Annotated in this window: 22 protein-coding genes and 2 pseudogenes; 3 read left to right on the forward strand and 21 right to left on the reverse strand. The window is 38.0% G+C overall.

Features of this window, described 5'->3' with window-relative positions; genetic code table 11:
* Window positions 1-284: 284 nt before the first annotated feature.
* The 4 genes and pseudogenes from PG840_RS15320 to PG840_RS17050 all read right to left on the reverse strand — a co-directional run bounded on the left by PG840_RS15320 (window position 285) and on the right by PG840_RS17050 (window position 2,665).
* Window positions 285-824, reverse strand: a complete 540-nt coding sequence (locus PG840_RS15320; protein ID WP_118263342.1) for a hypothetical protein — start codon at window positions 822-824, stop codon at window positions 285-287.
* A gap of 61 nt (window positions 825-885) precedes the next feature.
* Window positions 886-1,326 (reverse strand): annotated as a pseudogene (locus tag PG840_RS15325) (IS66 family transposase); the annotation flags it as partial.
* Between the two features lie 33 nt (window positions 1,327-1,359).
* Complete coding sequence (locus PG840_RS15330; RefSeq protein WP_243036111.1) at window positions 1,360-2,091, reverse strand: bifunctional 3-deoxy-7-phosphoheptulonate synthase/chorismate mutase; 732 nt, start codon at window positions 2,089-2,091, stop codon at window positions 1,360-1,362.
* The gene (locus tag PG840_RS17050) at window positions 2,081-2,665 is read right to left on the reverse strand and encodes a CatA-like O-acetyltransferase (protein WP_202184096.1); all 585 of its coding nucleotides are present in this window, start codon (window positions 2,663-2,665) and stop codon (window positions 2,081-2,083) included. The genes PG840_RS15330 and PG840_RS17050 overlap by 11 nt, the downstream gene beginning before the upstream one ends.
* Between PG840_RS17050 and PG840_RS16975 the strand changes: the two genes are divergently transcribed.
* Window positions 2,659-2,931: an ATP-binding protein gene (locus PG840_RS16975; protein WP_118263339.1), complete on the forward strand. Its 273-nt coding sequence runs from the start codon at window positions 2,659-2,661 to the stop codon at window positions 2,929-2,931. The genes PG840_RS17050 and PG840_RS16975 overlap by 7 nt on opposite strands.
* Before the next feature lie 348 nt (window positions 2,932-3,279).
* Here the strand turns inward: PG840_RS16975 and PG840_RS15340 are convergent, their stop codons facing one another.
* The 4 genes from PG840_RS15340 to PG840_RS15355 all read right to left on the reverse strand — a co-directional run bounded on the left by PG840_RS15340 (window position 3,280) and on the right by PG840_RS15355 (window position 7,185).
* Complete coding sequence (locus PG840_RS15340) at window positions 3,280-3,462, reverse strand: nucleotidyltransferase domain-containing protein (protein ID WP_243036110.1); 183 nt, start codon at window positions 3,460-3,462, stop codon at window positions 3,280-3,282.
* 266 nt (window positions 3,463-3,728) lie between these two features.
* Window positions 3,729-4,982 (reverse strand): ATP-binding protein, encoded by a 1,254-nt coding sequence (locus PG840_RS15345; protein WP_055158071.1) that lies wholly within the window; start codon window positions 4,980-4,982, stop codon window positions 3,729-3,731.
* A 429-nt stretch (window positions 4,983-5,411) separates the two neighbouring features.
* Window positions 5,412-6,185, reverse strand: a complete 774-nt coding sequence (locus PG840_RS15350; protein ID WP_055158073.1) for a metallophosphoesterase — start codon at window positions 6,183-6,185, stop codon at window positions 5,412-5,414.
* 49 nt (window positions 6,186-6,234) lie between these two features.
* Window positions 6,235-7,185, reverse strand: a complete 951-nt coding sequence (locus tag PG840_RS15355; RefSeq protein ID WP_055158075.1) for a MarR family transcriptional regulator — start codon at window positions 7,183-7,185, stop codon at window positions 6,235-6,237.
* A 171-nt stretch (window positions 7,186-7,356) separates the two neighbouring features.
* Between PG840_RS15355 and PG840_RS15360 the strand changes: the two genes are divergently transcribed.
* Window positions 7,357-8,931 carry an IS1182 family transposase gene (locus PG840_RS15360; protein ID WP_270205600.1) on the forward strand — a complete coding sequence of 525 codons (1,575 nt, stop codon included), beginning with the start codon at window positions 7,357-7,359 and terminating at the stop codon, window positions 8,929-8,931.
* Window positions 8,932-9,268: 337 nt separating this feature from the next.
* On the opposite strand, the pseudogene mraW reads toward PG840_RS15360, so the two are convergent.
* From mraW to PG840_RS15425, 13 genes and pseudogenes are all read right to left on the reverse strand, one after another.
* Window positions 9,269-9,568: pseudogene (gene mraW, locus PG840_RS16980) on the reverse strand (16S rRNA (cytosine(1402)-N(4))-methyltransferase); the annotation flags it as partial.
* Between the two features lie 75 nt (window positions 9,569-9,643).
* Window positions 9,644-10,633 carry a LacI family DNA-binding transcriptional regulator gene (locus PG840_RS15370; RefSeq protein WP_270205599.1) on the reverse strand — a complete coding sequence of 330 codons (990 nt, stop codon included), beginning with the start codon at window positions 10,631-10,633 and terminating at the stop codon, window positions 9,644-9,646.
* Window positions 10,630-13,128 carry an alpha-L-rhamnosidase-related protein gene (locus tag PG840_RS15375; RefSeq protein WP_270205598.1) on the reverse strand — a complete coding sequence of 833 codons (2,499 nt, stop codon included), beginning with the start codon at window positions 13,126-13,128 and terminating at the stop codon, window positions 10,630-10,632. Before PG840_RS15375 ends, PG840_RS15370 begins: the two co-directional genes overlap by 4 nt.
* A gap of 12 nt (window positions 13,129-13,140) precedes the next feature.
* Window positions 13,141-13,947: a carbohydrate ABC transporter permease gene (locus PG840_RS15380; protein ID WP_055158308.1), complete on the reverse strand. Its 807-nt coding sequence runs from the start codon at window positions 13,945-13,947 to the stop codon at window positions 13,141-13,143.
* 4 nt (window positions 13,948-13,951) lie between these two features.
* The gene (locus PG840_RS15385) at window positions 13,952-14,845 is read right to left on the reverse strand and encodes a carbohydrate ABC transporter permease (RefSeq protein ID WP_055158306.1); all 894 of its coding nucleotides are present in this window, start codon (window positions 14,843-14,845) and stop codon (window positions 13,952-13,954) included.
* Window positions 14,846-14,869: 24 nt separating this feature from the next.
* Window positions 14,870-16,195 (reverse strand): extracellular solute-binding protein, encoded by a 1,326-nt coding sequence (locus PG840_RS15390; protein WP_055158304.1) that lies wholly within the window; start codon window positions 16,193-16,195, stop codon window positions 14,870-14,872.
* A 34-nt stretch (window positions 16,196-16,229) separates the two neighbouring features.
* Window positions 16,230-17,582, reverse strand: a complete 1,353-nt coding sequence (locus PG840_RS15395; protein ID WP_055158302.1) for a DUF2961 domain-containing protein — start codon at window positions 17,580-17,582, stop codon at window positions 16,230-16,232.
* A gap of 752 nt (window positions 17,583-18,334) precedes the next feature.
* Window positions 18,335-19,102, reverse strand: a complete 768-nt coding sequence (locus tag PG840_RS15400; RefSeq protein WP_270205597.1) for a carboxymuconolactone decarboxylase family protein — start codon at window positions 19,100-19,102, stop codon at window positions 18,335-18,337.
* Window positions 19,103-19,130: 28 nt separating this feature from the next.
* Window positions 19,131-19,601, reverse strand: a complete 471-nt coding sequence (locus tag PG840_RS15405; protein WP_025577056.1) for a flavodoxin — start codon at window positions 19,599-19,601, stop codon at window positions 19,131-19,133.
* 126 nt (window positions 19,602-19,727) lie between these two features.
* Window positions 19,728-20,606, reverse strand: a complete 879-nt coding sequence (locus PG840_RS15410; RefSeq protein ID WP_270205988.1) for a LysR family transcriptional regulator — start codon at window positions 20,604-20,606, stop codon at window positions 19,728-19,730.
* Window positions 20,607-20,682: 76 nt separating this feature from the next.
* Window positions 20,683-20,829 carry a hypothetical protein gene (locus PG840_RS15415; protein ID WP_270613837.1) on the reverse strand — a complete coding sequence of 49 codons (147 nt, stop codon included), beginning with the start codon at window positions 20,827-20,829 and terminating at the stop codon, window positions 20,683-20,685.
* A 98-nt stretch (window positions 20,830-20,927) separates the two neighbouring features.
* Window positions 20,928-21,962: an alcohol dehydrogenase gene (locus PG840_RS15420; RefSeq protein ID WP_044998576.1), complete on the reverse strand. Its 1,035-nt coding sequence runs from the start codon at window positions 21,960-21,962 to the stop codon at window positions 20,928-20,930.
* 55 nt (window positions 21,963-22,017) lie between these two features.
* Window positions 22,018-22,761: a TraX family protein gene (locus tag PG840_RS15425; protein ID WP_008369111.1), complete on the reverse strand. Its 744-nt coding sequence runs from the start codon at window positions 22,759-22,761 to the stop codon at window positions 22,018-22,020.
* Between the two features lie 214 nt (window positions 22,762-22,975).
* Between PG840_RS15425 and PG840_RS16985 the strand changes: the two genes are divergently transcribed.
* On the forward strand, window positions 22,976-23,118 hold a 143-nt coding region (locus PG840_RS16985), incomplete at its 3' end, for a helix-turn-helix domain-containing protein (protein WP_270613839.1).

A 23,118-nucleotide genomic window follows, 5' to 3' on the forward strand; every position in this document is an offset into this window, starting at 1 on the left:
TTATTTAATATTCGTTATACTAGTACAACGAATACTAAGTAACCATCATATTGACTTGCATATGGACAATTATTCTACGTCAATATAGCAGAAACTTAGTATTCATTGTACTAGAAGCTGAAGGGCATGTAGCATCTAGCGTTTTAAAATGTTCTACTTTGAAACGCCATATATGCAAGGTCGGTTATGGTCAGAAGCAAATGCAGATGTATCAGAGTTAGTGTTAGTGATTTCCATACGCTGGACAGGTGATGGATTTCACCCCGGATTATTCAAATGATTGCCTACTTACCTTTCTCTTCTAAAATTTGTTTTACTATATCCTGATAATCCTTATACATTTCCTTTTCTAGCTTGCCTGGAGATATTAGACAATGTGCAGACCAAACAGATAATGTACTAAACACAAGTATGAACAACATTAAACTAGCAAAAAAAGCAACAAAATTTTCATTTTTGTCTATTCTTAGGTTTTGGTTGTAGCAAAAAGTTATTGCCGTAGAGATAATACTAGACGCTAAAGCAGTTGAAATAATATTACTAACTTCTCCATATCTGCTCTTATCTCTTTTCCGAACTTCTAAATATTTTATAAACTCTTCCAATTGCTCTATTGTATAAACTTCATACTTATCTCTAATCATTTTTTGCCATTCATGGTAGTTATGCGGTACTTTTTTGTCTTGCTTATATCTCTTCCATTCTCTTCGGTTTAGTTTAATTCCACACAAACATTTATATATATACAATTCTCTTTTTTTATCAAATGCATAGCTATCTTTTCCTATTTTTTCAATACAGTTTTTACGATTTTCCCTAATCATCTCTTTTAGTTCCTCACATTCTTAATATTATATTCTCTTTTTGTCATCAAATAACATATAAGATATCTGGCAGATTGTTATAACCCTGGTATCCATCCGCTTCCAGATATCCGCTGAACCCCTGCAGGAAAGATGCAGCATGGAACTTTGCCCTTGTCTCTGTGTAATGATAAAGCAGGATTGGGGGAAGTTCATCTTCTCCACTGCGGAAGAGCCACATCCAGGAATCTGTTTCCGGATTACGCTCCGGCTCATTCAGCACCTGAACCCGTGTTTCATCTGCCATCAGATATCTACGCATCAGTAACTGACGGTGAAAATAATCATAGACATGACAGAGATAATTCTCGGCACAGTAAATGATCCCGTTAGCCAGTGTAGCCCGGCTTAAGGGGACACCCAGCTGTTTCCAGTCTGCTTCCTGCCGCTTTAATGGCAGACCATTCTGATACTTCTGGTGCATCGCCCATGCAACAACGGATTCGGAGGCATAACTTTCTGGAAAGCATGCACTATTGCATTGGAATACTCACCTCTATAAATATTTTTCTTCTTCTAATTTCTCATATAATTGACAAAATTCTGTAATACTTAATTGCTGTTGACTATCAGATAACGCCTTTTCTGGAGTTGGATGTACTTCTACCATCAGTTCATCAGCTCCCGCTGCTATAGCAGCGCACGCCATTGGTAATATAATATCTTTCCTTCCTAGAGAATGGCTTAAATCAACCACAACAGGATACGATATTACTTGTTTTAATAGAGCTACACAAGACAAATCTAATGTATTGCGCGTAGCACCTTCCATCGTTCTAATTCCACGTTCACATAACCAAATATTATTATTTCCATTAACATTAATATACTCAGATGCTTCAATGAACTCTTCAAAAGTCGCTGACAAGCCTCTCTTCAACAAAATAGTATTATCCACTTTTCCTAACTCTTTTAACAACGTGTAATTATACATGTTTCTACTCCCCACTTGCAATATATCAATTTTGTCTTTCATAAAATCAATGTCTCTTACATCCATAATCTCAGAGACAGATAACAAATTATATTTTTGAGCAACTTCATGTATAATCTCAATTCCCTCTTTTCCCATTCCCTGAAAAGATTTTGGTGATGTTCTCGGTTTATAAGCTCCTGCGCGCAAATAACGTATTTGATAAAAAGAGAGTATCTTTCCAATTTTTTCCATTTGCTCGTAAGATTCCACAGCGCATGGACCAATGATTAGTTCTACCTTTTTAGGACTCATAAACAACACCCTCATTGTTTATAAATTTTTGAATTTCATCTTCTAGCTTCTGATAGAAAATTCCAATGTGAAGTCCGTCCATTAAAGCATGATGGGCTTGTACATTTACAGGCATTAAAATCCTATTTTCCTGTTTATAATATTTTCCCCATGCAACTCTAGGTATTGAATCAGTCGGGGATATAGATACTGGATGAAGTATATGTGTAAAAGATACCCACGGGACGCAAGAAATAAATATCAAATCATTTCGCTCTTCCTCATGATCCAGATTTATATTCCCCATCAATTTATTTGATTCGGAAATAGCACATTCATAAAATGTATTAAAATCAAGTGTAAATGGCACTGTGCAAAAATTAAACGCATCCTCTTGAACCTTTAAAATGTATGACGGATGTACTATGTCATATTCAACTATTTGATTATTCTCAAAACGATATTTGAACTCTTTAATCGTATTACATACCTTCGAGACCAAATACATAAATACTTTAAAAAAAGAATACTTCTCTTGTTTACAATATATAACAATGTGACTTATCCCGTAACAGTCAAGGAAACGGATTGGGATTAGCTATTGTAAAAGAACTCGTCCAAAAACTTAATGGTTCTATTACTTTAGAAAGTGTTCCTAATGTGTATACAAAATTCCTGTTATCTTTTCCTCCTCCCATTTTTAAATATAAAGCAAATATCATCTTTAATTTTCCTTCCCTCCCTTCCAAAATAGTATTAAAGAATTGCAGCTTTCCTAACACTGCTGTTTATTTCCTTATACTAATTAGACACATGATTTCAGAAAAATATTACACAAAAGGCAAATTTATTTTTACTTAAAACTTTGTTTTGCTATCCATGTGAAGAAAAAAGCACTATCGTATTTACGATAATGCCTTTTCAATCCGTTCCATAGCCTGATCCTTTGATGTGACAATAAAGTCCTGATAATCTGCTTTTTCTCAGACGGTATTCAATATCAACCAATTTTGAAATACTCTTATCAAAAACTCCCTCTTTTACATAGGTTCTGTTAAAAAAGGTACTTTCATAAGCAACTCTGCTGTTTCCAAATCCTCTTTAGCTGATTGGAAACTGTATTTTGATAAATCGATCATGCTGCCTTCCATAAAACAATGCCCTCCCTATTCACATTCTTATAAAACGGAGTGACTTTCTCCCATTTTTTTAAACTGCATAATCAATATCAATAACAGAAAATACCTTATCATATTTTAAGTTTAAATCTACAACCAGATCTGACAGCTTATCTTCTGTACTTTCATTCAGATTTCCATTTAACAATAAAGCAACGTCTACATCGGATTCAGACGTATTCGTTCCTCTTGCATCAGAAACATCCGGAAACAAAATACTCTATCTAAAATTGTATTATACTGTTTTACTTCCATGTTACACTTTTATCTACTAGACTACTTTCCAATCAATCATTTCAAGCACTCTCTAGGATTTCAAATGATATATTTTTGATGTAAATTCTCACTTTCAATTTTAAATCCCCTTATAAATTAAGGTTTTTTCAAATATGTTTGTCTGCTGCCGTGGCAGATAAAGAGCACTTTTATCATGCAATTTTACTTCCTCTCTTATAAATTTAAAATCTCCTATATACCTAATTACTTAATTATATATTTCGTGCCTCTGCCTTTACCTTCAATTGCTATCACACCTTTTTCGCACATATCTTTCAGCAACTTTGTTGTCTTTGATTTTCCAAAAGGTATATATGGTGCAATTTCACTTATTGGTTTCAGCATAGTCTTGCTTAAGAGTTTATAAATTACTTTTTCGTCTCCGGTTAAATTAGCATCCTTTTCAAATAAAGGAAGCACAATTTTTATAGCATTCTCTGACACTTCAAAATCCGGTTTCACCAGACCTTCTGCATACAGTTGTTTTATTCTTGTAATTCCGGTTCCAAATATCTCGACAAATCCTAATCTATAAAACACATTTGCAAGATTTCTGTTTCTTAAAACGGAAAGTTTACCTGACAAATATTCTTCTACTGTTATTCCGGACGGCAATCCACCTGGAGATACAACTTCTACTCTGTCATCAAACATGGAAACTCTGATGTGTGAATCCACATCCCATACCCTATGGATCAGAGCATTCGCAATCGCTTCTCTGAAGGCTGCTTCTGGTATCTTCTCCATCTTCTTTCTGTCAGCACCTTGTATTACTTCATACTGATAGTAATCCCTAAATACAGCAAGTGCCTTTTCATACGCATCCAAAATGGATATATTTTCAACCGTTGTTCTCTTTTGAATAATACTGATATTTTCCCCGAACTTGACAATATCAATTCCCGGAAAATGATTTTTATCCGCCAAAAGACCTGCTGCATTATTAAAACCATTTACATTGTCATACAAGTTCAATGTTCTCAATGTATCTTGATTAAAAGTTTCAATCTGAATACTTTCTTTCAACTTACACTGTAAAACTTCGAAAGACAAATCCTGATCTTTACAAGGTAATTCTTCAAATCTAATATTTTTGCCGTCTAATACAAGTCTTGAAAATTCCAGAGTATCTACCTCTATCGTTGCTGTATCATTTCGTTTGTATGCTTTTGATTTATATAAATATGGTTTCTGAAAGCCACTGGTTACAGTGAGTTTTATCATCTGATCATTATTCTGTATTTCAAGTGTATAGTTCGGTTGAGGCGAAATACTGTCATTGATTTTATTTTCGATATCCAGACACGCCTGCTTTACATCCGGCAAGCCTTTTACATTTCCATCATCATCTACTCCAAAAAGAATTGTTCCACCATCGTAATTCGAAAAGGCACTGACTGTTTTTAAAAAAGTATTCGTAATCGTTTCTTTGAACTCTAATATTCTCGTTTCACGCATAATGATCGCATCCTTTCCAACTTCATTGATTATATTATATGCATAAATGCGCGAAAAAACAATCGTAAATTTTTGTGATTGTTTTATGGCTATTTTTTCAATTCTCTCTGGTGGAATTGATTCAAGTAATTCACTTGCTTGATCCCTTGTAAGTTTTAATTCTTCTCTTCTTGAAAAATATCTCCTGCTATGTAGCTTGATGACTCAAATCTCACGAATTGGCTCTTTGTCATTTCCGATGCGCTACTAATTCGATTCTCGTAACATCAAATTTCTTTATACGAGCACCCTGATCTGGATCATACAATTCCACAACTCCTTCAGCGTCGCCAGACACAACATCCGCATACGGAAACACCGGCTTCATCCAAACGCTCTTTCAAAAGTCGGTTTTCATCCTCCAATGCCTGTATCCTGGATTGTAATGAATTAATTAAATCTGAATATTGCTATGTCGGTTCGTTCATCGCTATCACACTCCCATTTCCCCATAACCTCTATCTTCTCGTATTTTCCGGTTTCCGAATCAATAACAATCATCGCAGATTCTCCAATCTGTCTTCCGTCTCCATAGGTAGAGAACACATCTGTCGATATGATGCTTTCTTTTTCAAATATCTTCTCCACCGGAGTGTGCCCTACCACCTGTTTGTAGGTATCTGGCCTAAATATCTCTCTGGTCTCGTACTGTGGTCTGAACCATAAGGGTGATTCGTCATTCCAGAGGAAATCATGAGAAGCATCGTTCACCGCTGCAATGACATCATCTATCTCGGCATCCAACAAATCCTCGTCTAACCATTTCAGGAAATCAGCCGTAAGCCCTCCATGTGAGAAAAGCACATTGTCAATCCGATGCATTATGTCGATCTGTGTTGGACTCTTAAGGCTGTTCTCAAGTTCTTCAAACTTTGATATAACCATCCTCTCAGCATAAGGAGAATACCCGGTCTCTAGTCTGCCCCACGGGTAGCTAACATCATGATTACCATAACACCAGAGAGTATCCGGATAGTCCACAGCAAATGTGATTGCCTGGTCAAATGTTTCCTTATATTGCTCTATCTGAAATTCCATATTCCAATCATCCGGAATATCCATTAGGCATACAGCCCGATCTGCCTTACCGTCTTTTAAAATTTTCTCTGCCCTGTCGAATATCCATGTTTTCAGATGAATATCCGGTATTACAAGTACTCGCATAACTCCATCTCCTAAAATTGAAACACAAACTTATATTAGTTTAGTACCATTATAATTCCTCCAACAGTTTCTCAATACTCATTTCTATTCTTTCGTCTTCGTTACCTCTGAATGTACATACAAGTGAAACAAGATCAACACATCCTTCCTTTGCGAAATAGGAAGGATTGTATTTCCATAATTGTACTTTCAAGCAGTCATCCGGATCTTCAGATCTGGCATCCACAATTTCCAACTGATCAACAACTTCCTCACCCTTGTAGATTGCGCGTTCCTCTATTCTAGGTGGATTTAGTTCTGACACTTGACTAAGTGCACTTTCTCCTGCGACAAATGATTCAAAGGTTGCTTCACATCGCATAATTGTAATCACTTTCTGCACCGGATTAATCAAATATGCTTTTGCCTTTTCATAATACTCTTTGCGTGAATAATTCCTTTTAATGGAAATCTCTGTTCCTGATTTAAGCTGCTCAATAAGACCCATTTTCTCCAATTGCGCCGTCGCTCTTGTAACAGATGTTTTTGTAAGATTCAACTTATTCGCAACCTCGCTTTTTAATGCTGATTCCTCATCATTCATATATAGCAATTCAAGAAATACCATCTGTGTTGCCGGCATCATCTTGTCCACTTTAACAAGATGCTTTCTATAAACATCCTGCAACACTATTCCCATAAATGGTAAGAATACATTTCCCGGTAGATCCACAAACGGAACTCCGATTTTCACCAGAGCATTCCTCATGGACACACTGTTTAATGTCACTTGAAATACAACCGGGCACTGCAATGCTTCCTCATACTTTACTTTCTGTTTTTTCATTGCTGCAACACTTAGCTCCGTTTCCTTCATAACATCTATTATGGCAAAGCTAACACCATATATTTCAACCATCATAATATCACGCATAGTCATAAAGATCGGCAATGGCAATTTATTCTTGTATTCTGCTATTTTTACTTTGCAGCCGAAATACTGCTCTAATTGATTTTTCATCCGGCGTCTCCTTGTAACATATTTTTATGTATAATAACATATTTTCTGTTATTATATTGTAACATCTTGGTTTTTATGCAAACGAAAAGGGGCTGTGAAATAAGTCCCTAAAAGAAATAGGACCATTCGTTCATGCGAAAGGTCCTATTTGGGTGGTGAGATTAACTTGCGATGAAAACTTTACACAATAATTATTGTAATTCAAAACAAGGATATTTACCACTGTTTCTTTCAGATTATTTGGATCTGCTGGATCCTGTTTTAACATTTGACAGATTGATGGGCGGAATCGATTTAAACAAGTATCTGACGGATATTCCGGAGTATACAACCGGACGACTCAGATATAATCCAGTCAACATGTTAAAAACAGTACTTTTCGGATTTATGACTAGCGGCTACTGCTCTCTGAGAGAACTGGAAGACAACTGCAAAGTTAATATCAGGTTCATGTATCTCATGGATCACCAGACTCCGTCATACAGAACCTTTGGATATTTCATTAATGAAATACTTCAAGATAAGATTGAAAACATTTTTAACGACATCAATCATGCTATCTTTAACGAGGAGCATGTAGATCTGCAACATCTCTACATCGACGGCTCCAAGTTTGAAGCAAACGCAAACAAGTATACCTGGGTATGGAAGAAGGCTACCGAAAAGTTCCGTTACAAGCTTTACGAAAAAATCACTGCGGAGATTGAGGAAATTAATGCAGAAATCGCATGGAGCGGGGTGCAGATCACAACAAATCCGGAGTATGTACCGGATTATCTGAATGAAATCGTTGAGCAGCTAGTACTTTTATGGGAACTGGATAAAAGTACATTTGTTTACGGAAGTGGAAAGCGAAAATCCAAAGAACAGCGACATTATGAACACTTGACTACTTTCTGTCAGAAACTTCAAGAATACATGCAAAAAATTGAAATCTGTGGTCCCAATCGAAACAGTTACTCTAAAACAGATAACTCAGCTACCTTTATGCGTATCAAAACGGATTACATGGGCAATGATCAGCTTCTGCCAGCATATAATGTACAGATTGGTGTAGCAGATGAATATATTGCAGTTGTTGACGTGAACCATTATCGTTCGGATATGGATTGTTTCGTTCCTTTGATGGAGCACTTCAAACAAACTTATGGATTCTATCCCAAATATCCTGTGGCAGATGCCGGATATGGCTCATACAACAATTATATTTTCTGTGAACAGAACGGAATTGAAAAGTATATGAAATTTCCAATGTTTAAAAAGGAAACTAAGGATCGGAAATATCATGAAGATCCATTTCGTGCAGTTAACTTCAGAATTGATGAGCAAGGTGTCATGAGATGTCCTAACGATAAAGCATTCCATTTTTTATACAGAAAAAATGTGAGGGGAAATCAATACGGACGTAAGGAAGAACTGTATGAATGCGAAGACTGTAGTGGATGTCCATATGCAGAGAAATGTAAGAAAACAGATAAGAATCGAACCGTTCGGATCAATCAGGAATTAACTTCCATGCATCAGGAGGTAATCGAAAACCTAGAAAGTATCCACGGTGCGTTATTACGAATGAACCGTTCGATACAAGCAGAAGGCACTTTCGGAATAATGAAAAACGACCGTTGGTACAAGAGAATTGTCCGAAGAGGCATTCATTCAGTCAAACTGGAAGTTTTACTCGTGGCGATAGGCCATAATCTATATAAATATCAGAAAAAAAAGATGAGAAACAGAACTGCCGCATAGATTCAAAAAAAGAATTTCTATGGGGTAGGGGAAGTGCGCTTTCTTTGCGCATGATTTCAGTCATTTATACACAACAGGTACAAAAAGGGAGATGCGAAAAAACTCAATCGAGTTTTTTCACATCCCCGAAAAATTTATATTTTTTCAATTGTCTACTTGACGGGGAGCAGTTCATTTATCTACTGTAACAGCCTCGTTTAACATATCTTTATGATAGGCTTATTGTAATAATTCTTTGTTTTACTGTCAATACTTTTGATTCGCTTCACAGAATCTTCATTTTTAGCATATAGGACGGACGCATGCCTTAACCGCCAGCACATTTTTGTGGATCTGGCTCTGCCGCGCTGATTCCCTTTTCCTGATTCAGGCGAAGATCAAGCGGTCCGTCTGCACGGAAAGAAAAACCACGCTTCAGATTGTCGATCTGCATGAACGATCCCCCGAAATCTGCAAGAATAAAATCAAATCCACCGGCTTCTTTTGCAATCTCATCGATTGTACAGAAATTCTGAAGTTTGACCGTCAGAATGTCCTCTCCAAAGCTCTGCTCTGCCAGACGCTTACGAGGCTATGCAGATTCCTCCTGATCCACATCTGTTGCATACATATGACCTTCACCATGCAGGCATTCCAGCCGGAGTATTTCCCTTATATCGTGCTCTTCGTTTGTGTGGTGTCTGTGTTTCCTGTTCCATTTCGTTCTCCCTGCCTATTTTTTATAAAAATCATTAGAGTCATATTCGCATGTCAGCGTTTTAACAGGAATTTTTCTATTTTTATCTTCGATTTTTTCTACAATCATCTCTCCGGCAAGTTTTCCCATTTCTTTCATTGGCTCATATACCACTGGAATCCTGTGCATGAAGCGATTTGCAAAATCAGAATCCACAAAACCACCTACTGCAATTTCCTCGCCGAGTTTCAGATTTCTATCCTCCACATAGTTCAGTACACTGTGAGTCATTGCCGTATTTGTGGCTATAATTGCCGTACATCCGGCCTCTACCAATTCGCCAGCTACATCATAGGTGTCTTTTTTTCGGTCAATATATCGAACATACTGTTCTGTCTCCGGTATCTCATATTGTTTCAAAATCTGCTGGTATACTTTTACCCTTTCATAAGTCGGACTAATCTGTGGCAATCCAACCAGAAAACCAATCTTTCTGAAACCATTTTGGATCATTTCTTCCAGCATCTTTGCAGTTGCCTCCTGACAGTCAAGAATAACACTGTCATAATTTCTGTCCGGGAGCACCCGATCCATAAATATCATTGGGAATTTGTCCGGTATCTGCCTCTTTATTGTCTTAAAATCTTCTGATGTAGAAGCAATTACAATCCCATCTACGACCCCCGAAGCCAGATTTCTCAGTGCCTGTTTTTCCATCTTGAGGCAGTCCCTTGTATTGGAAATGACCAGATTGTATCCCTGCTTTGATATCACATCATCTACATCTTCAATAAGTGCAGCAAAAACAGAGTTTGTAATATCCGGTACAACAAGTCCTATCATCATTTTTTTTCCGGTACGAAAAGTCCTGCCAGACGCATCTGGTGAATACCCCAATTCTTCTACTGCATCCATGACTTTTTTTCTGGTCTCTTCGGATACAAAACGTGTATGATTCAACACGTGCGACACTGTAGATATAGAAACATTGGCTTTTTGAGCCACATCTGTAATCTTTGCTTTCATATACATTCACTCTCTGTTTCTGTTAATTTTATATGGACTATATGATTTCCTGTCAGACTATATGGTATAAAATCAACCTTTTCATCATCCAGTATAACACATTCGACAGTTCCAGTTCCACTTATTTTAACAGTTAATTTTGCCGATTGATAATTCAGATTCTGTATTTCAATCTCTTTAAATATTTCTGGAACACACGGATTAAATCTCATGCCCTGTTCATCATAACTAATTCCGAAAACACCATATAAAATCTGAGCTGCAAACCCGCAAGCATGCCAAAGTTGTCCAGGCCATCTCCAGGATTTTCCTGTATCCGCTTCAAGAACTTCATGGAAATTTTTATGCAAAACAGCTGTTCTCATCTGCTGTGCAATCATAGTCAGCAATAATTCTTTATTCTGCGATTCAGCCGCAGCAGAAGCAAATCCTGATTCCCACACCGGCCAGACTGGTCCTACAAAATGATTATGCTCTTTGCGATGAGGAAACAAACGTATTCCATATGGAGTCATTGCAGTATGTATTCCACTGTTCAGGATTTCTCTTTTCTGCTCCGGTGTTGCAATATGGAACTTATCCCACAGAGCGGCTTCCTCACCGGAAGTCTCCCATATCTGATTTTCATATGCTTCACTGCCTTTTGGACCACTTGTAAAGTATCCTGCCTCATCATTCCAGTATTCTTCACGGATTTTTTCACATAATTGTTCGGAAATCTTACTCCATTTTTTGGATTTTTCATTTTCTCCATGCAAAAGCTTTTCTATTTTGGCCATAGAATCATATGCTTTCATATAATAACATTCACTGCCAAGTGAATATCCTGCATTTTCCGGTTCAGGGAACGCATCATTAGAAGTAGACTGTTCTGCACGTACAAGACCTTTTTCCTCATTATATCTATTTTCAATTTCTGTCATTGTTTCTAACAGTGTTTCATATCCCTCTTCAAGTGCACTTCTGTCACCTGTAGCCAGATAATAATCCCACAATCCAACAGCCCCCATTGCCGGTCCGTCACTTCCATTGTCAAATCCTTTTTTTACAGCATACAAGAGTGAGCGTCCTGCTGTTTCCGGATCGATCAGGTTTCCGCCACGCATTGCTATATGTACAGAGTCTCTGAGCCAGACTCCAAACCCTTCACCTTTGCACTGAAAGAGTCCTGCCTGCCACAGATGCTCCTGCCCAGGGAGTGCATAGCCACCATTCGTACAACAATCGAAGACTGTCATCGCCAGATTCCATGTTGCTGAAAGAATATCTGAAGCAGATTTCAGTGTCGGATATTTTTTCAGTGACAGATCTGCGGTCCACTTATCAGTTCTCCATGACTTTCTTGTCATGTCGCCCCATTTCGTTTTTCTCCACTGAAATTCTTCAAGAATCCTGTCTGCTGACACAATTTCCTCCGGACTGATGATATAAGCATCTGGTCTACCATAACAGCTGTCTTCAACATGGTTATCGAAAACTTTGAATTTATCATTTGCGAAAATAAGCCTGTCCTCTTTCTTTTTTCTTCGCAATGCTTCTGTCGCATCTTTACTGTATGCCAGTCCTCTGAGTCCATATACAACAATCTCAGTCTCTGTATCTTTATCCGTTTCTACTTGAATATGTGGATCATTGTCTTCGCCTACTCGGATTTTCCCAAGATTTCCACTAATATCAATAACACTGATTTCTTTTGCTTTATTAGTCAGATTATTTAGCAGTACCAATACTTTGTTATCTGCGATTATTTCCGTCAGATACTGATCAAATATAGTGACAAAAGACAGTTTCTTATCGCATTTTATTTCCATCTGATACTTTCCACATGTAAGCACTTTTTTCTCAGAATTCCAGCAAAGTTTTTGATATGGAAGTTGAATTTCAACCTGTTTTTCACTGTTTATTTCCATGTTAAATATGGCTTCATAAGCATGTGCAAAAATATCATCGGGAGACATGTCTGCCTCTTTGATTTTTATATTCGGCCATGTATCCGGTGCTATACGAAATCTCAGTGCACAATCCAAATTTGATGTTTTTTCGCTAAATTCACGCTTCCAGATCCTGTGAGAAGAAATATCTGTACAAAATTCCCCGTTTTCTCCCGAAATATAGGGAATCGTGATGTAGTTCTGCATACCATCAGACTCTGTCAATGCGTAAACCACTTTTTTATCATCGTATCCAAAGCAATAGATTTGCCTGATATCACCATAAATGTTTACATTTTCACACTTCGAAAGATCATTTTCTGCAATAAATTTTTCTGCAGATTCTGAATTAAAAAAAGTATTTGTTTCTGCATCTAGACAGCAGATTTCACTCTTTCCGTACTCTTCTGCTTCATATTCTACCTGCAGTTTCGTCTGAGCATAACCCATTTTTCTGAGTTCTGTAATACAGCTGTTCTGTCTGAAATAATGTACTGACTTTTCCAGAGCTGCCCTGTATTCTTCTTCATACCGCCTGCTTCCATAACTTTCTCTGATTTTCACAAGTTTTCCCTCCTATTTGATGCCAGACATTTTTATACTGTTCTGCAGGTGACTTTGCAGAAGAAGTGATATCAAGAATACCGGAAGGCATGCAAGCATTGCACTTGCAATAACCACATTCCACTTAGTATTATAGCCGCCTACCATGTTAGCAAGATAAACCATAACTGTTCGATATTCCGGTTTCTTATTTACAATCAACGGCCACAGGTAATTGTTCCAGTTCCCCAGGAAAAAAGCAATACTCAGTGGGATAATAATTGGTCGTGAAAGCGGAAATATGATTGTAAAAAACATTCTGTATGTAGAACATCCGTCGAGTTTTGCAGCCTCTTCAAGATCCGCAGGGAAACTCATATAAAACTGTCTGAACAGAAATATACCATAAGCATTAAACAATGCCGGTAACAGAATTCCAGCATAACTGTTTGTAATTCCTAATTGTTTACATATCATAAACAAAGGTACAAGAATAGACGATACCGGAATCATCAAAGTACTGATGATCACTGTAAACATTGGCTTTTTCCCCGGAAAATTCATTCTTGCAAATGCGTATCCACACATTGAATGAAGAATTAAAGCAATAATCGTAACTGCTACTGCAATAAGGAATGAATTACCGATTGCAACAAGAAAATCCGGTGTTATCGCTGATTTTATACTTTCAAAAGAAGGAGATGCTGTGATCAGTGATCCTACAAAAACAGTTTTTTCATTTCTGAAACTTACCATAAATAAAATGTAAATCGGAAACAACATTACAATTCCCAATATTATAAGAATTACTGCAAGTATGTTATTTGTTTTTTTCTTCATATCATCATTCCTCCTTTCCATTTATTTTTAACATAATAACGGCAAGCACTGTCAAAATTAGAAACATTACAACTGACAATCCGGCTCCATATCCAGCCTTCATCATTTCAAATGACTGTTTGTATATATACAGACTGGCAACTTCTGTCGATTTTGCCGGTCCACCCCCGGTCATTACCATGATAAGATCCAGACACTGGAACGATGCAATCACTGATGTGATCAGTACAAAAACGCTGGTTGGCTTTAATAGCGGAAACGTTATCTTCCAGAAAGTCTGCCAGGAATTTGCTCCATCCAGTTTTGCTGCTTCATAATAGCTGTAAGGTATATCTTTTATTGCTGATAGAAAAAGAATAATATTATAACCCAGATTGATCCATATCAAAACAACTGCAATGCAAACCATTGCCTGAGAAGTAGATCCCAGAAACTTTTCTCCTTTCAGTCCAAAGGCCTTCAGAAATACATTGATAAATCCACTTCTGTCCATATAAAGAAACATCCACAGACAGCTTGCAATTACAGATGTGATAGAATATGGAAGCAGAAAAGCTGTTTTTACAAATCCGGCAGCTTTTTCGTTTTTGACATAGTTAATCAAAACTGCAAATAATATTGATAATATAAATAATGCCGGAACATACAGTAAAGTTAATTTAAAAGTTCTTCCCAGAGACTGCCACCATTCAGAGTCACTAAACATTGTGACATAATTCTGTATTCCGATAAATTGCTTAATGTTAGCGAAGTTCCAGTCATATAGGCTCATATAAAATGAATATATGATTGGTATGATAATAAAAACCAGAAGACCAATAAAATCAGGAAGAACAAATGTATATGTTACAAACATCTGTTTCAATTTTTTACCGGACATTTTTCCTTTCTGCTTCATAATTCTACCTCTTGATTTAATATTTTAGTTTAATGCCTCAATCTGTTCCTGTGCCAACTGTGCCGCATCCGCTCCTGAACTTCCGCCAAACATCACAGACTGCAATGTATCTCCCATAATATCAGTTACTTCAGATGAATACTGTGGTTCAGGTCTTGCCGTATCATAAAATTCGGTGAATATTGCCTTCATGCCTTCCTGAAAAAGTTCTTTATTTTCTTCAATTACAGACTGGCGCGCCGGATATGCAAATTTGGCTTCTGTACACCATTTTGTGACATAAGTTGTATCATCACTTCCAAAGCACCAGAAAATAAAGTCAGCTGCTGCATCAACATCTTTGCTCTGGCTGGAAACTGCCATCATCTGACCTCCTGCAACAGTTACAGGATCTTTTCCCTTCGGTGACGGAAGTGGTACAACTCCAATATTATGCCCATCTTTGTTGTATTCTTCTGCTGCATTTATCATATATGTTCCGCCAATCTGCATAGCTGCGACGCCATTTGCAACATTATCAATACTCCATGGTCCGTTCTGTAATGATGACGGGCAGTATTCATTCTGATAAAATGAACCCCAGAAATCAAGAGCATCTGCCATGCTGTCTTTGCCGGCCGTTACATTTCCATCAGCATCATAAATGTCTGCATCATCCATCCACATAAATGGCCACCAGTTAAACAACGTATATGCTGTTTTTTCTACCGGAAGAACAATTCCGTATCTGTCTTTTGTTGTGAGTTTTTCAGCTGCACTTTTCAGTTCTTCCCATGTTTTCGGTGGTTCAATACCTTCTTCTTCAAGTGCATCTGCATCATAAAACAGTCCAAGGGTTTCACACTCAAATGGCAGTGTATAGATTTTTCCGTCATCTCCGCTTGCCGCTTCAAGAAACGACGGAAGAATATCTTTTTTCAGATCATCCGTATAATAAGAAGAAAGATCTGCAAGCATTTCCGCATCCGAGAATTTTTTAAAAGTCGCCGGTTCCACCCAGAGGATATCAGGGCATTCGCCATTTGCATATGCGGTTGTCACAAGTGTTGTCGTATAATCTGTCTGATTGACACTTGAATATTCAACCTTGACTTTATCCTGTGACTGATTATATGCATTTACCATATCCTGAATAACATCTGCCTCAGTTCCTGTATGGAAATCCCAGAAAGTAAGTTTTTCTTTATCGCCCTCTGAAGAATCCTCTTCACCGGTATTATTTTCTGTTCCTTTTTTTCCAGCTACTGCACTGTCATCTGATGTACTGTCTGAACTGCTTCCACATCCGGTAAATACCGCTGCTGTCATACTCAAAACCATAATCATTGATAAAAATTTTTTTAAATTCATAAAAAGCCCCTCCTTTTGCTACACACGTGCTTATTTATTTTTCTTTATCAAATTCTTTCTTTACTTTATGTGCCAGTTCTTTGTTTCCAGTTTCTGACGGTGCTGTTCTTGCTGCATTGAGTCTGATCTGTTCAGCCTTTTCAACTTTAAATTTTTCCATTCTTTCATTTCTGCTTCTGTAAGCTTCCTGCATCTCCGGTGTAAGTTCTACCTGATGAGCCGGTTTCGGAATATCAAAAGTTCTCTTAAGCGGAATTCTCTCTTCTACCGGCTGAATCGTTACCGAAGTAACAGGAGCTGCCTGATACCAGTACGCTGTGCATGACCAGTCATCTGACAGATGATTTGCATGACCATGTTCCATGCTGATCTGAATATGCTTTTTAAAATGGATCGGATCTGTAAGATGGAATCTATAGGATACCTGATAACCTTTTGTATCTCCGTCATGCATAATCGTACCATTATAAGGTGACTGATTTCTCTGCATTCCCCATGCATGGTTAAAATAATCCTCTGCACCAGTTCCATTAATACTTGGTTCTTCTTCATCATCAATCAAAATCATGTCATCGCCTTCGCCCCACCAGCTGCCCTGGAAATGAAGCACAGAAAGATTACAACCAACATAATGACCACGGCCTTTTGTATCCAGCATCAGGAAATTCTCTTTACCGTCAAAATTAGGAACACTGTTTACTTCCGGAGAGTTTACGCAAAGATCATTTCCCCAGCCACTGCATGGCATATCACGTCTCCATGCTGCCTGAAAATAAGCAATATCCGGAGTCTCTTCGTGATAAAGTTCATAATCAATATGGAAAAACAATCCAAGCGGTCTTTCATTTTCATTGATAACTTCTATTTTGGCCCGTTTGTTAAACGGCATCGGAAAATAGCAGTTCATGGAAGCCGTTCCACCAAAAGTCAGTTCCTCACACGGTCTTGAAGATACATTAAAAGGAATTGACGAAAAACTTGACGGCATAGAATGACCAATACAGAAGAAATCTCCCAGCGGTGCCAGCACACTGGGACCATCAAAATCATCCCAGGTCATACGAATCAGGACCTTACGGTAATAATCCGGATCATTGATTTCCCAGTTAACGCCTTCCGCATTTTCCATTTCAGTTACCGGTGCAACAGAGCCACTTAAAACCGGATGCTGAATAGACGGTCCGAGAATTTCTCTGCAAAAAGTCGTTACCCAGATATGATTGATGCAACCTGGTCCTTCAACGTCCGCCATAACCGCTGTATCCCCTGCATTTACAAGCCAGTAATCTTTATTTCTGCCACTCTGATCCCAGCTTGAAGCTCTGGCAGTTCTTGCATCTGCTACTGTTGTAAGATTTTTTAAAAAAGACATATTATTTTTCTGCATTTTTTCTCCTCCTGATTGAACTTTCTGTAGATAAACGTTTGCGCAAACGTTTTTATGTATTTAGTATATCATTCACTTTGAAATTGTCAATTAGTATTTTTTAACAATATTAATTCTCAAATTTCGTTAATGTTTTTTTTGCATTCATTATTTAAAAATTAATTTTTACATGTCTCCCATTCCTCCACCGGATCGAGAGCGTATATTGTTTCTTTGTTTTCCTGATTAAATACTCCTCATTATCTTCATGATAACGAAGTTCCGGATTTTCATCTCTTGTCCTCTTTATTTTCTCTTGTAAAAAAGATGTATTAATGACATAAGAAGGGCATACCAGACTGTCATCCAATCCAAGCCTTCTGAATCTGTTTGGTAAATCATCAAACTGAAGGTCAAATACTTCTTTGATTTTGCCACAAAGCTTTTCATTTTCACTTTGTATAGCATATTCATACAAAGATACCAACACTGCTTTATATGGTGCTTGAAATGTCGACATATCCGCAGTTATTGGCTGAGAAATTCGGGCACGAAAAAAAGCCCCGGTAGTTTTTCTTAACTACTGAGGCTTTCGTCTCTTTCTTGTATTCAGTTATCTATGCCCTCTTTCATCAGCATAATCATTGTATCAGGATAAAGTTCACAAAGTATCCGCAATACGTTCCCATAAGTTCATGATATTAGTGGAATCGCGCACATTTTAGTACAGAATGTTCAATACAATACTGTTATCAAACATTTCATTCCCCTGCCTATTGTAATTTCCCATATTCTTCATCACTTACCGGTTCAAGCCATTCATTAGAACCATTTTCGCCCGGAACCTCTATTGCCAGATGAGAAAACCATTCATCCGGTACAGCACCATGCCAGTGTTTAACACCTGTAGGAATATTGATGCAGTCACCTGGCTTCATTTCTATAGCTTCTTTACCTTCTTCCTGATAATATCCTCTTCCGGCAACGCATACCAGAATCTGTCCGCCTCCACTTTTTGCATGATGGATATGCCAGTTATTTCTGCATCCTGGTTCAAATGTCACATTGAAAATTCCAACCTGAGAAGTAGAAATCGGTGCAAGAAAACTTCTGCCCGAAAAATACTGTGCAAAGCCATCGTTTGGTGCACCAATTGGAAATACCATCTTTTTTGCATGCGCCCGCATCGCTTCCTCTTCGTATGACAAATCTCCTTCGCCTGTTTCCCACACTTCCTTTGCAAGATTGAAAACAGCCCATGCTTTTGGCCAACCTACATAGAATGCGACATGTGTGATCACTGCAGCAATCTCTTTTTGTGTCACACCATGATTTTTTGCATTTTGAAGATGATATCTTAAAGATGAATCCGTAATTCCGGAAGCCATCAGAGCAACCACTGTAATAATGCTTCTTGTTTTTACGTCGATGTCCTGATTATTCCAGTTTTCGCCGAAAAGTACATCATCGTTAAAATGTGCAAATTCCGGTGCGAATTCACCAAGTGTATTTCTCCCTGCTGTCTGTACTATTTTTCCCATATTCTGTATACCTCCATAACGCTGTTATTTATAAAGAGTTTACCCATTCAGTGATTTCCTGTTTCGTTCCACAATTTAACAGTCTGCCTTCTGTAATAACTGCGTCTGATGCAGATGACTGCAATTCTTTCACAGTGTTCCCAAATCCACTTCCTCCGGATGTTGCAAAAAGCACAATCTTTTTACCACTGAAATCGTAAGCTTCTAAAAATGTATTGATGATTGTCGGAGCCACATACCACCAGATTGGGAATCCCAGAAGGATCTCGTCATAAGAACTCATATCCATCTCTTTTTTCATAATCGCCGGTCTATATTTTTTATCACTCATTTCCACACTGCTTCTGGATTTTTTATTCATCCAGTCAAGATCAAGCTTTGTATATGGAACTTTCGGCTCAATCTCAAACAAATCCGCTTTTGCTTCCTCTGCGATCATCTGTGCTACTTTTTTTGTTGTTCCGCTTGCACTGAAAAATGCCACTAATTTTTTACTCATAATAAAAAGCCCCTTTCTATACGTATTTTTCACAAAAAAATAGATGTATAAGATTTACATTCATCTTACACATCTATTTTAAGCTCTATCGCTTCATTATGTCTAATGCTTATATTGAATTTTGTTTTATGCCTGAAAAGCATTAATCTCCTCGATCATTTTACGGACTGCCAAAGAATATGGGATATTCCGTCGCCAGGCAATCACCGTACTGGTCGTGATTTCAGGAGAAATTCTTCGCTGTACAAGAATATCCTCTCGCCAATACTTTGCAGCACCCTCAATTGAAATTGGATACCCCAATCCATTTGCCGCCATAACTCCGGCATTCGTTCCAAGATTACTCGTAAAAGCAATCTGTAATTTTGAAAAGTCTTTCCCAAACCAGTTGGCAAGTTCACTTTGAACGTTCATTCTTTCCGGCAGGATCAAGGGCTTTCCAATAAGATCTTCTTTTTTTATAAACTCTTTTTCTGCCAGTGGATCATCCGGCCGCATTCCGACACACCAGTGATCGCAATCTGTAATTCTGATATAATCCAGCCCTTCGGTGTCCACCGGCTCCATGAATAATGCAATATCTACAAGTCCTTTGTTCATCATCTCATACACTGCATCTGCTGTTGCAGTATGCAATACAATCTGAACCAGCGGATATTTTTCTTTATATGTTTTACATATCTTCGCCAATGTCTCCACTGCTGCAAATTCACCGCATCCAATGGTTATCGTGCCCTCTACAACCTCTTCTTTTCCTTTCAGTTCCTCAAGCGTCCTTTCCTCAAGATTAAGAATCTCCAAGGCACGCCTTTTTAATAAAATTCCTTCATCAGTGAGCGATATTTTCTTCCCGTTTCGAATAAATAATGTTATTCCCAGGTCCTCTTCAAATGCCGCCATTTGTCTGGATAGCGTTGGCTGGGTAATATGCAATTGTTCTGCTGCTCTTGTAAAGCTCTGTTCTTTTGCTACTGTTAAAAAATAGCGTAATAATCTTAATTCCATATCTTTATATTCCTACAAATTTTTCTTGTAACCATTCTATCATATTGCATCCCAGGCATCATCTATATCTTTACCTTTAATAATAAATCGCACACAAATCAATTATATCAAGAAGTAAATTATACTGCTTCTTTGCTGTATCGTACATTTCATGATTCGTCGGTGCGTTCTGTGAACACAACGTTGCTTCCGAAAGTTTTGATGGTGCTGAATGATATAACATCAAGTCTTCTACATGAATTTTCATTCTATTTCTGATATATCAAATTCAACCGCTTTCATTAAAATCTTACTCTGTGGCATCTTTTATTTCTATTATATTTAACATTCTACCGCCACCTTGATCACGCCGTTCCTCTTATTTTCAAAAAGTTCATAGGCTTCTTCGATTCTGCTAAGTGGATAGGTGTGTGTGATCAGTGGTTCCGTGTTGATCTTACCTTCCGCGATCAGTCTCAGCGTTTCTTCACAATCACAACCGTCTACTCCTCCTGTTTTAAAAGTCAGATTCTTTCCATACATATCCGGCAGAGGTAACGTCTGGGCTTTATCGTAAAGTGCCACCACCGTCACGATTGCATTTGGCCTTGCGCATTCCCATGCAAGACGGAAAGTAGATTCTGCTCCTGCAACTTCAAGAACAACATCCGCTCCACCATGCTCGCTGTTTGCCTGAACAAAATCAAAACATTCTTCCGGCGAAACTGTAAGAACTTCCGGATAATGTTCCCTGATAAAGTGCATACGCTTTTCGTCTTTTTCACACATGATGATCCGCTTCGGATTTTTCAGCATAACAGACAGTAAGGTACAGATACCTGTAGGACCGGCTCCAATGATCAGCACCGTGTCATCCTCAGTGATCTCGGAAATACGTGCTGCCCAGTAACCGGTGGCAAGTACATCTCCTACAAATAACGCCTGTCTGTCCGTAACTTTATCCGGAATCTTATTCAGCCCCTGATCTGCAAATGGTACACGGACATATTCTGCCTGACCGCCATCGATACGGCATCCAAGAGCCCAGCCGCCATTTTCATCGGTACAGTTATTCACATAACCTTTCTTGCAGAAAAAACATTCTCCACAAAAAGTTTCTACATTTACCGTCACCCGGTCTCCTGGCTTCACATTCTTCACAGCAGTTCCGACTTCTTCCACAATTCCAACCATCTCATGACCGACTGTAATCCCCGGCACTGCCCGTGGAACGCTTCCATGCTTAATGTGCAGGTCACTGGAACAAATGCTGGCAAGTGTCACCTTTACAATGGCATCTCTTTCATGCATCAGCACAGGCTTTGGCTTTTCCATTAATTCAAATTTTCCTTTTGAAACATAAGTATAAGTCTGCATTCTTTTCCCCATCACTTTCTATAATAATTTATCAAGAATTTCCGCTGCTGATCTATTACCGAATACGCCATTGCCAAATAACAACCAAGATAAGAAGGTGCACTGGATAAAACGCATAACAGAAATACTTGAACCACTTGCTATGATACCCCTGCTCTCCATGATATAACCAGATTGGAATCAGTGCCAGCAGTGCAAAGCTCTGCTGTGCAATCTCAAAATGATGTCCCAGAATCGTTACCGGATAATACAGATTCCCCAGCATAACTACATTCAAATAATACAGCCCGACAAGCTGTGCCGCAAAAGAAATCCAGGTTTTCTTGCGAAAAAAATAAAAAAGCAATACCGTCAGTATTCCTGCAGCATTGTAATCTACCATGGTTATGGTTCCAAGCAGAAAATCCATCAAAAGCACGAGGCAAACCACAAAAAACGATATCCATTTCTTTTGTTTCTTCTTTGCCTTTTCAATGATCTGTATCGATAACACCCCTAATAAAAAGGTCCATAGTACATTTTGATGAAACGGGTAAAATACAGAACTTCCCATAATCAGGTTAAATGGTATTTCTGAAATTATGGCAAATAGAAAAAGACGCAGCATGTATTTTTTCACATTCGAAGTATAATAGCATCCTTCTGCGATCATAAATGCGAAAATCGGAAAAGCAAGTCTTCCTACGCATGTCATCCATTCCTGTGCTGGAAATAGTGTCGCCCACAAATGATCACATAACATAAACAGCATTGCCAGAATATGCAGTGTAAACGAATCAATTCCTCTTTTTTTCTCCATAGGTTCTTCTCCATCTATCCAGGCATAGATATCTGCCTTTTATTCTTTTCTTTTCATTATATTATGGAGCATTATCCAACGTCAATCAACTCTTGCGTCCTAATCTATCACTAATTCAGCCAGAACTCAAATACTCAACGCATTCTACTCATAAGGGGTGTTCATTTCTTATAATTTATATTATGCTTAGATTAAACAGAAGGGAGTGAATTATATGGATTTAATCAAAATCGGAAAATATATTGCAGAAAAAAGAAAAGCTCTTGGACTGACGCAGAAGCAATTGGCAGAAAAACTGAATATGAGTGACAAATCGGTTTCTAAATGGGAACGAGGTGTTTCCCAAACAAAAAGATA

Source organism: Coprococcus sp. AM97-35 (assembly GCF_027697525.1).
GTDB classification, from domain to species: Bacteria; Bacillota; Clostridia; order Lachnospirales; family Lachnospiraceae; genus Allocoprococcus; species Allocoprococcus comes.

Coding starts and splice junctions, on each gene's coding strand:
- PG840_RS15320 (WP_118263342.1), bottom strand. CDS start 824: ATGATTAGGGAAAATCGTAAAAACTGTATTGAAAAAATAGGAAAAGAT.
- PG840_RS15330 (WP_243036111.1), bottom strand. CDS start 2,091: ATGAGTCCTAAAAAGGTAGAACTAATCATTGGTCCATGCGCTGTGGAA.
- PG840_RS15345 (WP_055158071.1), bottom strand. CDS start 4,982: ATGCGTGAAACGAGAATATTAGAGTTCAAAGAAACGATTACGAATACT.
- PG840_RS15350 (WP_055158073.1), bottom strand. CDS start 6,185: ATGCGAGTACTTGTAATACCGGATATTCATCTGAAAACATGGATATTC.
- PG840_RS15355 (WP_055158075.1), bottom strand. CDS start 7,185: ATGAAAAATCAATTAGAGCAGTATTTCGGCTGCAAAGTAAAAATAGCA.
- PG840_RS15360 (WP_270205600.1), top strand. CDS start 7,357: ATGAAAACTTTACACAATAATTATTGTAATTCAAAACAAGGATATTTA.
- PG840_RS15370 (WP_270205599.1), bottom strand. CDS start 10,633: ATGAAAGCAAAGATTACAGATGTGGCTCAAAAAGCCAATGTTTCTATA.
- PG840_RS15380 (WP_055158308.1), bottom strand. CDS start 13,947: ATGAAGAAAAAAACAAATAACATACTTGCAGTAATTCTTATAATATTG.
- PG840_RS15385 (WP_055158306.1), bottom strand. CDS start 14,845: ATGAAGCAGAAAGGAAAAATGTCCGGTAAAAAATTGAAACAGATGTTT.
- PG840_RS15390 (WP_055158304.1), bottom strand. CDS start 16,195: ATGAATTTAAAAAAATTTTTATCAATGATTATGGTTTTGAGTATGACA.
- PG840_RS15395 (WP_055158302.1), bottom strand. CDS start 17,582: ATGCAGAAAAATAATATGTCTTTTTTAAAAAATCTTACAACAGTAGCA.
- PG840_RS15400 (WP_270205597.1), bottom strand. CDS start 19,102: ATGGGAAAAATAGTACAGACAGCAGGGAGAAATACACTTGGTGAATTC.
- PG840_RS15405 (WP_025577056.1), bottom strand. CDS start 19,601: ATGAGTAAAAAATTAGTGGCATTTTTCAGTGCAAGCGGAACAACAAAA.
- PG840_RS15410 (WP_270205988.1), bottom strand. CDS start 20,606: ATGGAATTAAGATTATTACGCTATTTTTTAACAGTAGCAAAAGAACAG.
- PG840_RS15415 (WP_270613837.1), bottom strand. CDS start 20,829: ATGTTATATCATTCAGCACCATCAAAACTTTCGGAAGCAACGTTGTGT.
- PG840_RS15420 (WP_044998576.1), bottom strand. CDS start 21,962: ATGCAGACTTATACTTATGTTTCAAAAGGAAAATTTGAATTAATGGAA.
- PG840_RS15425 (WP_008369111.1), bottom strand. CDS start 22,761: ATGGAGAAAAAAAGAGGAATTGATTCGTTTACACTGCATATTCTGGCA.